At 43.2% G+C, this 11,347-nt stretch carries 15 protein-coding genes and 2 tRNA genes; all 17 read left to right on the forward strand.

From position 1 onward, the window contains the following. Positions 1-99: 99 nt before the first annotated feature. A complete protein-coding gene (locus B4H39_RS02365; RefSeq protein WP_251421184.1) occupies positions 100-336 on the forward strand; it encodes a helix-turn-helix transcriptional regulator in 237 nt (78 codons plus the stop codon). 13 nt (positions 337-349) lie between these two features. Next, complete coding sequence (locus B4H39_RS02370; protein ID WP_251421182.1) at positions 350-568, forward strand: hypothetical protein; 219 nt, start codon at positions 350-352, stop codon at positions 566-568. A gap of 59 nt (positions 569-627) precedes the next feature. Further along, positions 628-1,884: an AAA family ATPase gene (locus B4H39_RS02375; protein WP_251421180.1), complete on the forward strand. Its 1,257-nt coding sequence runs from the start codon at positions 628-630 to the stop codon at positions 1,882-1,884. 9 nt (positions 1,885-1,893) lie between these two features. After that, entirely contained in the window at positions 1,894-2,148 is a 255-nt protein-coding gene (locus tag B4H39_RS02380; RefSeq protein ID WP_251421178.1) for a hypothetical protein, read from the forward strand. Between the two features lies 1 nt (position 2,149). Further along, on the forward strand, positions 2,150-3,169 hold the full coding sequence (locus tag B4H39_RS02385) for an ATP-binding protein (RefSeq protein WP_251421176.1): 1,020 nt from the start codon (positions 2,150-2,152) through the stop codon (positions 3,167-3,169). Between the two features lie 81 nt (positions 3,170-3,250). Further along, entirely contained in the window at positions 3,251-3,748 is a 498-nt protein-coding gene (locus tag B4H39_RS02390; protein ID WP_286927483.1) for a hypothetical protein, read from the forward strand. Between the two features lie 2 nt (positions 3,749-3,750). Then, on the forward strand, positions 3,751-4,002 hold the full coding sequence (locus B4H39_RS02395; RefSeq protein WP_251421172.1) for a hypothetical protein: 252 nt from the start codon (positions 3,751-3,753) through the stop codon (positions 4,000-4,002). Next, entirely contained in the window at positions 3,992-5,587 is a 1,596-nt protein-coding gene (locus B4H39_RS02400) for a DEAD/DEAH box helicase (protein ID WP_251421170.1), read from the forward strand. Before B4H39_RS02395 ends, B4H39_RS02400 begins: the two co-directional genes overlap by 11 nt. A 2-nt stretch (positions 5,588-5,589) precedes the next feature. Then, complete coding sequence (locus tag B4H39_RS02405) at positions 5,590-7,860, forward strand: AAA family ATPase (RefSeq protein WP_251421168.1); 2,271 nt, start codon at positions 5,590-5,592, stop codon at positions 7,858-7,860. A gap of 317 nt (positions 7,861-8,177) precedes the next feature. Continuing rightward, positions 8,178-8,405 carry a hypothetical protein gene (locus B4H39_RS02410; RefSeq protein ID WP_251421166.1) on the forward strand — a complete coding sequence of 76 codons (228 nt, stop codon included), beginning with the start codon at positions 8,178-8,180 and terminating at the stop codon, positions 8,403-8,405. Beyond that, on the forward strand, positions 8,395-8,619 hold the full coding sequence (locus B4H39_RS02415) for a hypothetical protein (RefSeq protein ID WP_251421164.1): 225 nt from the start codon (positions 8,395-8,397) through the stop codon (positions 8,617-8,619). Before B4H39_RS02410 ends, B4H39_RS02415 begins: the two co-directional genes overlap by 11 nt. Beyond that, a complete protein-coding gene (locus tag B4H39_RS02420; RefSeq protein WP_251421162.1) occupies positions 8,609-8,965 on the forward strand; it encodes a DUF1064 domain-containing protein in 357 nt (118 codons plus the stop codon). Before B4H39_RS02415 ends, B4H39_RS02420 begins: the two co-directional genes overlap by 11 nt. A gap of 83 nt (positions 8,966-9,048) precedes the next feature. Further along, positions 9,049-9,441: a hypothetical protein gene (locus B4H39_RS02425; protein ID WP_251421161.1), complete on the forward strand. Its 393-nt coding sequence runs from the start codon at positions 9,049-9,051 to the stop codon at positions 9,439-9,441. Further along, complete coding sequence (locus B4H39_RS02430; RefSeq protein ID WP_251421139.1) at positions 9,438-9,683, forward strand: hypothetical protein; 246 nt, start codon at positions 9,438-9,440, stop codon at positions 9,681-9,683. Before B4H39_RS02425 ends, B4H39_RS02430 begins: the two co-directional genes overlap by 4 nt. A gap of 225 nt (positions 9,684-9,908) precedes the next feature. Then, positions 9,909-10,313, forward strand: coding sequence for a DUF722 domain-containing protein (locus tag B4H39_RS02435; RefSeq protein ID WP_251421136.1), 405 nt, complete (start codon positions 9,909-9,911; stop codon positions 10,311-10,313). 196 nt (positions 10,314-10,509) lie between these two features. Beyond that, positions 10,510-10,582, forward strand: a tRNA-Phe gene (locus B4H39_RS02440). Positions 10,583-11,147: 565 nt separating this feature from the next. After that, positions 11,148-11,218: transfer RNA gene (locus tag B4H39_RS02445), tRNA-Trp, on the forward strand. Positions 11,219-11,347: the final 129 nt, after the last annotated feature.

The following is an 11,347-nucleotide window of genomic DNA, read 5'->3' on the forward strand; positions in this document are numbered from 1 at the left end:
TTCTATAAACTAGACAGAACTCATCCTTCTGTCCAAGTTAATTATAGCAGAGGAGTAATCGAGAAACTACGAATATAGGTAAATAGAAAGGAGATTCAAATGACATACAAACCAGATGATTATTTAACTACTAGAGACATCGCAGATAAATTCGGTATCTCAGCTCCTACGGTTTACAGGCGAAAGAAAGAAATGGCAATGCTACCTAAATTCCGCTCAGGGATATTTATGGGCGGTAGTAGAATTCGCTTTAAAGAGTTAGAAGAATTTATGCAGTATGTGCATACGCCTGAATACAGACAGGAGTTGAAAAAGCTAAAAGCGGTTATTCGCTAGAAAAGGATTAAAAATGTTCGGGATAAAATCAGCTCGTGAAAAAGAGCTTGAAAAAGAAAATGAATTTTTACGGAAAGAAGTTGAATATCTTCGTAAAGGTTGGGAAGACTGGGAAACGTATGCTGAAGACCTCCATAAATTCTTTGACCGCAAGGATGAAGATAATCAACTCATTATCAATGATTTGAATCGGCAAGTCATGGCAAGCAAAAAAGCTCCTGGCGGCAACTAGGAGCTGAGTAGAAACTTTGCAAGATTCTACTCTGATTATATCAAAAATTCGGAGGAAACATGATTAAAATCAATAAACTTGAAATTGAAAATGTAAAACGGGTTAAAGCAGTAAAACTTGAACCTACAAAGAACGGCTTGACTGTGATAGGTGGTCGCAACGGGCAAGGCAAGACCTCAATCTTGGATGCTATTGCCTGGGCGCTTGGTGGCAATAAATACAAGCCTAGCCAAGCAAAACGCGAGGGCAGCGTACTGCCGCCAAATCTGCACATTGTCATGAGTAACGGCTTGGAAATCCGCAGAGACGGTAAAAACAGTGATTTAAAAGTCATTGACCCAAGTGGAAACAAAGCTGGGCAACAGCTGCTTAATAGCTTCGTGGAAGAGTTGGCGATTAACTTGCCAAAGTTCATAGATTCATCAAATGCGGATAAGGCTAAAATCTTGCTCCAGATCATCGGAGTTGGCGACCAACTGTTTGAGCTGGAGAAAAAGGAAGCAGAGCTTTACAACAAGCGCCGAACCATTGGGCAAATCGCAGACCAAAAGAAAAAGTTTGCGGCTGAAATGAACTACTATACAGAAGCCCCTAAGGAGCTTGTTAGCGCGTCCGAGTTAATCCGTGAACAACAAGCCATATTGGCGAAAAATGCCGAAAATGGGCGCATACGAGCCCAGAGGGATAGCCTCAAAGAGCGACAAGAAAAGCTTGATTCTGAGATTGCTAGATTGATTGAAGAACGCGCCGAAGTTGAACGACAACTTGAAATCGCTGAGAAGTCGGCGCTTGACCTACAAGATGAGTCAACCGAGGAGCTTGAGCGCAACATTGAACAGATTGATGACGTGAATCGCAAGGTGCGGGCTAACTTTGACAAAGACAAGGCAAATGAGGACGCACAGGAATATAAAGATCAGTATGACACCATGACGAATGAAATCGAACAAGTGCGACTGGAAAAATCCAAGCTGCTTGAAGATGCCGACTTGCCACTGTCTGACTTATCTGTTTCCGAAGGCGAGCTGATTTATAAAGGTCAACGCTGGGACAACATGTCAGGGGCTGAACAGCTCAAGGTATCGACTGCCATTGTACGTAAGCTCAAACCAGACTGTGGCTTTATCTTAATCGACAAGCTGGAGCAGATGGACCTTGACACGCTCAAGGAGTTCGGACAATGGCTAGAACAGGAGGAACTGCAAGCTATCGCGACACGAGTTTCCACAGGCGATGAGTGCTCAATTATCATCAGCGATGGCTATGGCGAGGAAGTTGCACAGGCAGCACCAGAAAAACCAAAGTATCAATTTTAGGAGAACAAAATGAAAACACCAGAAGGACTTATTAATGACTTGCGCGATAAATATTTAGAATTATCATCAGACATTGCAAGAGCTGAAATCGCTTCTGTAACACTGATGTTAGATCAGAATGAGCACGATATGTTGTATGAGCAAATCCTGTGCATGAAGAGCTATGCAAAGGTTGTTAAATCACGCGCTAATTATGCACGTCTCAAGTCAGAAGGATTGATTAAAGACACGCCATATATCAAAGAAGAACCAGAGGAGATATAAGATGAATTTTAATATTACAAGCGGACCGACAGCGATCGCACAAAAGGTTGTCATCTACGGCGTTGAAGGTATCGGAAAATCTACCTTTGCTTCACAGTTTCCAAAGCCTGTATTTATCGATACGGAAGGGTCAACAAAAAACATGGACGTTAAACGACTTCCGAAGCCGACCAGTTGGCAAATGATTTTAGATGAAGTTGAACATGTCAAGCAAAAAATGGAGTGGAAAACTTTAATTATTGACACGGCTGATTGGGCGGAAACCTTAACTAACAATGCTGTTATCGCACGCAATAACATCAACTCTATTGAGGACTTGAGCTATGGCAAGGGCTACACTATGGTCAAAGAGGAATTCGGGAAATTGCTCAATAAGCTATCTGATTTAACCGATTTGGGAATCAACGTTGTGGTGACCGCTCATGCGGAAATCAAGAAATTTGAAAAGCCCGACGAGATGGGGGCCTTTGACCGCTACCAGCTCAAACTTTCCAAGCAGTCAGCGCCTTTGCTCAAAGAGTGGGCTGATATGCTCCTCTTTGCAAACTATGAAACCACCATCGTCACGGATGCCAAAACGCAATCTAAAAAAGCGACAGGCGGCCAGCGTGTCATGTTTACCACCCACCACCCCGTCTGGGACGCTAAGAACCGACACGACTTACCCGACAAATTACCTTTTGACTTTGCAAATATCGCACATATCTTTCAAGCACCTGTGACAGTGCCTGAACCTGAGCCACAAGGAGGTAACTGGGTGCCAGGTGGTGGTGAGATTGTGGGAGAAAATCAATTTGCGCGTGAACCAAGCGCCATTGATCCAGAGATTGACCCTGCACTTGCTCAACTCATGGCCGCTAATGAGGTCACGGAGGACGAAATCAAAGCCATTGTAGTTGAAAAAGGCTACATGCCACCAGAAACACCCGTCAAGGATTACCCTGACGAACTGGTTCAAGGTGGGCTTGTCGCACAATGGAACAATATTTTTGAACAAATCAAAGCCAAACGGGCTTATTAAAAGGAGAATTAAAATATGAATGACGAAATGCAAACATTTGGCTGGGATGATGAAATCTCAAACGAAAGTAACTTTACCCTCTTGCCTGCGGGCAACTATCCATTCAAAGTAACCAACTTTGAGCGCAGCGTTTATCAACCGAATCCAAACTTCACAAGTAAAGTCCCAACGGGTACCAACATGGCTGTTCTGACACTTGGAGTTACGAATCCCACGACAGGAGAGACCGCAACGCTAACAGAAAAACTTTACCTTTATAAAAAAGGAGAGTGGCGCATATCTCAATTCTTTGTGGCAATTGGTCAGAAGAAAAAAGGCGAGCCTGTGCGCCCGAATTGGCAAGCGGTACTCGGTGCAACAGGACAAGCTGAGGTCAAAGTACGTAACTATACGGACAAAGACGGAAACCCCGGTCAAGCCAATGATATTAAGGCATTCCTCGAGCCTGCAACGTGGTCACCACAAGACCAATTATACTCACAAGCTCAACCAGCAACGCAACAACCGCAGCCGCAAACACAGCCACCTGTCAAACCATTCCCAGGAGTGCAGACTGGCGGATATAACTTCGGAGGATAAACATGGATTTATATGTAACTAAAACAATTACGGGAAAATTTGAATTTCAATTTGAGGAAGCAACCAAGAAATTCATGCAATGGCTGCTTGATAACGAGTATGATTTTTCTTACAAAATGAATTCAATGTCTGTAACCGTCAAATTTACAGAAGATGATGAATTTGATGAAGCTGTGGCCATGCGCGATAAGTTGGACAAAGAAGCTAACCCGCAGATGACACTTGACTTAGAGGAAGAGAAAGATGGAGCTTAGACCATATCAAATTGAAGCAAATGAAAAAATACAAGAACAATGGGCAAGCGGCGTGAAGAATACGCTGCTTGTTTTACCAACAGGGGTGGGAAAGACTGTGACATTCTCAGACCTCACGCGCACCTTGGTCAGTCAAGGAGAGCGAGTGCTGATCATGGCACATCGTGGGGAATTGTTGAATCAGGCGGCTGATAAGCTCTACAAGGTCACAGGGCTAAGGTCTGCGGTGGAAAAGGCGGACGAAACGGCTAAAAATTCATTTTTCCGTGTGACAGTCGGATCAGTCCAGACCCTCATGCGAGAAAAGCGCCTCAAGCAGTTTCCGCCTGATTATTATGACACCATCATCGTTGACGAAGCTCACCATGTCATGGCCAATGGCTATCAGAATGTTTTAAACTACTTCAGCGGTGCAAAGGTGCTGGGCGTGACAGCCACAGCTGACCGTACCGACAAGAAAAATCTCGGTCAGTTCTTTGAATCGTTGGCTTATGAATATTCACTACCTGAGGCTATTAAGAACAAGTATCTGTCACCGATGAAAGCTCTGACTATTCCGCTTAAGATTGACTTGTCTGGCGTTTCCATGTCGGCTGGTGACTTTAAGGCATCTGATGTTGGCTCTGCCTTAGACCCTTATCTCTATCAAATTGCTGATGAGATGGTTAAGTATTGTTCAGACAGAAAGACTGTGGTTTTCCTGCCATTGGTTGCGACCTCCAAGAAGTTTCGTGACATCCTAAATGAAAAAGGCTTTAAAGCTGCGGAGGTCAATGGGGAGTCCAAAGACCGTGCTGAAATTTTGGAAGATTTCGATAATGACAAGTATAACGTCTTATGTAACTCAATGCTCTTGACTGAAGGCTGGGACTCTCCAGAAGTTGATTGTGTGATTATGCTTAGACCTACAAAGTCGCGCCCGCTTTATGTGCAGTGTATCGGCCGGGGCTTGCGTTTGGCAGAGGGCAAGGAAGACTGTTTGATTTTGGACTTCCTTTGGCATACTGAACGCCATGAGCTGGTTCATCCGGCACACCTTATCGCCAAAGATGAAGAAATCGCACAGAAGATGACCGAGAAAATGGCGGAGCTTGAAGAAGACGGCGAGCCTATCCCCTTCGACCTAGAAGAGGTTGCGGAAACCGCAGAGGGCGAAGTCGTTCAAGACCGAGAAAATGCACTGGCTGAACAGCTAGCAGTATTGAAGAAACGCAAACGCAAGCTGGTTGACCCCTTGCAGTTTGAAATGTCTATCCAGTCGGAAGACCTCATTAACTACAGCCCAAGCTTTGCCTGGGAAATGGGTCCAGCAAGCGATAAGCAACTTGCAGCACTTGAAAAATACGGGATTTTCCCAGAAGAAATCGAAAATGCAGGCAAGGCAACGGTCTTGCTGGACAAATTGAACAAACGTAAAGCAGCAAGTCTGACCACACCGAAGCAAATTCGCTTCCTTGAAAGCCGCGGCTTCCAGCATGTCGGGACTTGGTCTTTCAACAATGCGCGTGCATTGATTGATAGAATCGCGGGCAACGGCTGGCGAATCCCTGCGGACATTAAACCTAGTGAGTACAAAGGAGCTTGATCATGGAAGAAAAATTTGACTTATTACCGCTCCTTGAATACATTCCACCTAGCTCTCTGGATTATCTGGAGTGGGTATCTGTGGGCATGGCTTTGAAACATGAAGGTTATGACTTCCATGATTGGGATGTCTGGTCACAGGCTGACAGTCGCTACAATGCGCATGAAATGGAAAGCAAGTGGGCTTCACTTGGCCACAATGGTGGTCAGCCCGTAACTGGTGCCTTTATCACTATGAAGGCAAAAGAAAACGGCTGGCTATCTCGCCAATATGAAGGCGACGGCATGGAGACCTTCGGCTGGGACGATGAAATCAGCTATGAGCGTGATTATCGCTTTGTTGATAAGGCTTGGGTCGAGGGCAAGGAAATTCAAGAGCCGGGCGACAACTGGAATCCAGTTGAGCAACTGCAAACCTATATTCAAACGCTTTTCAGCAATGACGATCACATCGGTTATGTGGTGGACTCCTGGCAACGCGAAGACGGAAAATACTCGGTCAGAGGGTCTGGTGTCTACACCAAGACAGCCGAGGAAATCCTCAACGACTTGGAGAAGTACAAAGACCAAAAAGACCTAGGCTGGGCAATTGGTGACTCTAAGAAAGAAGCTGGCGCGTGGATTCGATTCAACCCGCTGGACGGTAAAGGGGTCAAAAACGAGAATGTCACAGACTTTAAGTTTGCCCTAGTGGAGTCAGATAATATGAGTCTTGAAAAGCAGAACGCCATCATGCGTGAGCTTGAACTACCTATCGCAGCTTTGGTCTATTCGGGCGGAAAGTCCGTCCATGCCATCGTCAAAGTGGAGGCTGCCAACTATGCGGAATATCAAAAGCGGGTTGAATATCTCTACAAAATCTGTAACAAGAATGGCTTGCAAGTTGATAGCCAGAACAAGAACCCGTCCCGATTGTCTCGGATGCCTGGCGTAATACGTGGGGAACACAAGCAGTTTCTGATAGATACCAATATCGGGAAATCCAGCTGGGAAGAATGGCATGAATGGATCGAGGACTTGAATGATGACTTGCCAGAGTTCGAAAGTCTGGCCGACATGTTCGAGGAAGACCCGCAGCTTGCACCAGTATTGATCGACAATGTGCTACGCCGAGGGCATAAAATGCTTATCGCTGGACCGTCCAAGGCAGGGAAATCCTTTGCACTCATGGAAATGTCTATTTCTATCGCTGAGGGCCTGCCTTGGTTTGGCTTCAACTGTGAGCGTGGCAAGGTGCTTTATATCAACATGGAGCTTGACCGCCCATCAGCCTACAAACGTTTCAAGGATATTTACCAAGGCATGGGCATCAAGCCAGCCAATATCCAGAACATCCATGTATGGAACATGCGGGGACACTCAATCCCGATGGACAAGCTGACTCCTAAACTGATAAGACGAGCCCAGAAAGAGAAGTTTGATGCGGTTATCATTGACCCGATTTATAAAGTCTTGACGGGGTCAGAGAACGATGCGGAACAAATGGCTAAGTTTACCAATAACTTTGACAAAGTAGCGGCTGAGCTTGGCACGTCTGTCATCTACTGTCACCACCATTCAAAAGGTGCACAGGGGGGCAAGTCGTCCATGGACCGTTCTTCTGGGTCTGGCGTGTTTGCGCGTGATCCGGATGCTATCCTTGACTTGATAGAGCTTGAAGTGACTGACAGTTTGCGAGATATGCAAGGGAAGCGGGCAACGGCTAACTTCTATGCTGAGAAAATTCGTGATGAAAATCCGAGCTATTTAAACGAGATTGGTCAAGACGATTTCTTATCGGCTGCAGAAATGCGCAAGCACTTAGCTGCGGCGCTTGGAGATGATAGAGCTTGGCAGATATCAGGTTTTGAGCTTGGAGAAGTACAAAAACGGGTCAAATTACAGACAGCATGGCGCCTTGAAGGAACCTTGCGGGAGTTTCCCAAGTTTGAACCAGTCAATCTGTGGTTCAACTATCCGCTTCACGTTCATGATGAGGTGGGTGTGTTGAAAGACTTGGACTATGTGGGGACGGATAAGCCCTATAATCAGCGAAAAGCGGCCGTTAAATCCCGAGACTCTGCAGAGAAGAAAGCCGAACGCAAGAAGAAAACAACTGATGAACTAATCTCGGCATTCTCAATCCTTGATGAAGGGGATGGCGTTGTCAGAATCGGTAAGCTTGAAAGCTATTTTGAAAAATCAAGAAATACAATCAAGAATTGGCTGAAAAATCAGGATGTTTTGATGATTGATGAGGAAGGTTTTGTTTCTATGAGGTTAGAGCTAGATTAGTATTTCATTAGAAATGAAACCCCTGTCAAACCTATCAATTTAACAAGAAATTGATACCCCTGTCAAACCTGTCAATTATCGGAAAAGTGACACCCTAAATCACTATCAAAAAAGGGTATAAATTGACAGTTTGACACTGTCAAAAAAAGGGTGTCAGTGAATTCTATAACTTTGTTATTAGAATTACGGGGGTGTGTAGGTGTATTGACAAGTCAAATCCGTTTCTGGGTATGCGGATTTTGACAAGTAAATGACACCCCCACCGATCGCGCGAGGTGGATGGAAAAATTAGAAAAATGAGGTTGAAAAAAAGTGAAATGAAAAAAGGTAGAATTTCAAAAAAGTTGGATGGTGTTAGAAAAATGCCTCCGAGTTATCACACGATTCCTGGTCATGAGTTTAGCTATGAAAAAAGCGAAGTCATGAATTATTTGAAAAATGATGATGAAGCTATGAATTGGTTTTTCAGATTGATGCAGACAAATGAGCTGATTGTCTATGACCCCAACACAGGAAGGTGGCAAGGCAACGACTATGAACTATGAAAAATTTTTCAGCGACGTAAAAGAATGGATTGAAAAGTGTAATTCACAGGCGATCAAACTCGGATTTTTTGAAGAAGATTTCTGGACATGGGTGATCATGTCGCTTGGTGAATTATCAACAAAATACAATAATCACCCGCTGGCCATGAAGCAAACTTTCATGCTCATGGACTGGCTAGATGATACCTATAAGGAGGCGAAGGATGGCGCATAAATACGGCGCAAAGAAAGTGACTGTTGATGACATCACATTCGACAGCAAAGCGGAAAGCATTTATTATCAGCTGCACAAGCACAATCCGAACATGCGGATGCAAGAAAAGTTTGTCTTGCAAGAGAAATTCCGAATGAATGGCAAGGCATACCGTGAGATTGCCTACAAGCCGGACTTTACTTTCTATGATGAGGCTGGGCAACTGGTTAAAGTCGTGGACGTGAAAGGGATGCTTTTGCCTGAGTTCAAAATAAAGGCCAAAATGTTTGCGAATCGGTACGGGTTGCCTATCACGATTGCAAAGAAAGTGGCACGAAAAGATGAATTTGAGGAGAAAACAATATGAAGAAGGCGGAGGAAGCATGAAAGAAAAATATAAACAATGGATTAAAAAAGCACTCGCAGACATAGGAGAGGAAGATGAGTAAAATGGAATTTAAAGCAAAAACAGCAACTGAAGCTTTAGAAAAAATAGCAAATGCAAGTCGTGAATATCATTGGGGATGTGATCAGATTTTCATTTATGATTTACCGTTTGAAATGTCTGATGTTCAAGATTACGCTAAAGCAACGTTAAATAATCAGCCCAAGCTCAGCATACCGAAGAAAATTGCGGAATTGTTGGATGTTGGATTCGAAAAACTTTATCCGAAAGACGTTGGTATTTCGAGCATATATAATCTTTCAAGAATGCATTTTAGCGAGAAAGAACACAAACGGTTGCTTCTTTGGGATAGACAAACTGAAAATGCTAATGCTTTAGCAGTTGCCTATCTCGCAAGCAAGGCGCTAGGTGTTGAGCTTGTGGAGGTTGAGGAATGAAAGTTTATATTTTTGAATATATTGAAGGGTTAACAGATTACTATCATGACGGCGGCGGCTTGGTTGTCGTAGGACGTGATGCTCTAGATGTATATATGCGAAAAGTTAAAGAGCTTAATGATGAGGAATCTGAATATAGTAAGTACCCTGTGCTGAGAGAGTTGCCAGAACCAAGTGCGGTTTTTGAAACAACTGAAACAGAAGAACGTATTTACATTTTTCAAGATGCAGGCTGCTGTTAGGTAAGGAGGGATGATATGCGATTAAACAGAGGTAGTAGGATGAAAAACTTACATGGTAATGAAATAGTTCTTATACTGGTTCTTATTTGCTTAAGTGCAATTGTGATTGTTGCAATGTTAACAGGAAATTTAGACAATTTATTACATTAAAAATAGCCCGCTGGCGACGGGCTTGACAAATACTATGTTACTAACACTATTATATCATTTTTGGAGGTGTTAATAATGGCTAAGATTGACAAAATAGATCGACTTATTCGTGATTATGTGAACGGGTTTATTGACAAGCGTATTGAAGCTATTGAAAATAGATACAGGTATAAATCAAAGATTGATAATCTCGGAATTCGCACTGCATATAGCGGTGTATCTGAACAAGAGCGCGCTATTTTACTTAAGGAGCAGATTGAGAATGACCCAGAAATAATCAATCTAAAGTATCAGAAGAACCAGATTGAAGCATGGTATCATTCTTACCCAGATGCCAAGATGATCTGTGAACTCCGCTGGAAAAAGAATATGCAACAATGGGAAATTGAGCAAGAAATGCGAATGAGTCGAAGCACAGTTCATAATCGCTATGTAGAGCTAAAAGCAGAGATTATAAGATGGTCGGGATTGGAGCCATAATGCTTGCACATCCGTTGGACAAAAATAGCACATAATGTGGACAACAGACCATGTTTTCAGTGATATACTTGTATCATGAACAAATAAGCAAAGACACATGAAAAAGTTCGGTTGAGTAAAGAGTGCTGACATTGTTCATAGCTGTTAGGAGCTACTTTACGTAGCGAGACGTTGCTGGACGATAAAACCAGCATTTGGGAACTTAGCTCAGTTGGTAGAGCAGTAGATTGAAGTTCTATGTGTCTCAGGTTCAATTCCTGAAGTTCCCATTTGTGCATCTCGGTTGAAGCAAGGTGATACTTGTCCGAGAGCCTTCTTTGGTACTTGTGGAAGTACCTAAAGTAGCTAACATGAGGCATGGTGATAGCCCTGCTGGAAAGTCATCCAAAGCTCGTGAGAGATAGAGGAACTAGTAAAAGCTAGTGTGAAAATGGAGGCGTGCCACAATAACATAATCATAGAGCATAGGTCTTTTCGTTGGATAGAATTGGACGGCGCAGGAAATAGTAACTGGTCGTTCGGCTAAGTTAGTGGTAGGAGTTTGCAATCTTCTTCAAAACCTTAGTAATTGCAAAACAATCCGATTTGCCGTGAACAGAAGAAATTCTGGTATAAGAAAAGCGCTTAGTACGAGTAGCATAAGGCAACCTAACAGATTATATTGCTAACATATTAAATCTGTATCATGTGAAAGTTGGTGAGTTTCGTTCTCAGCCCTGACGTTAAAAGAGAAGCAATAGGAGCTTAGAGAGTTGCTCCTTTAAGTAGAGCCTATTGAGTCAGTCGCTTAATAATGAGAGTGTTATTGTGGTTGGAGAAAAACCGCACAATTAAGGGTTATTCGTATAGTGGTAGTACAGCAGTCTCCAAAACTGTTAGCGCTGGTTCGATTCCAGCATAATCTGTAGCAGGTATTTACTGAGATTTTTTTGATATGATTATTCCTTTAAATAATAATTTTTTGAATTTTTTCAATTAACTGTAGAATATATTTAAACATCTAACAATTAAAAATACAGGTATTTTTATATTTT

Origin of the sequence: Lactococcus sp. UBA7128 (genome assembly GCF_002492185.1) — a bacterium.
In the GTDB taxonomy this organism is placed as follows: Bacteria; Bacillota; Bacilli; order Lactobacillales; family Streptococcaceae; genus Lactococcus; species Lactococcus muris.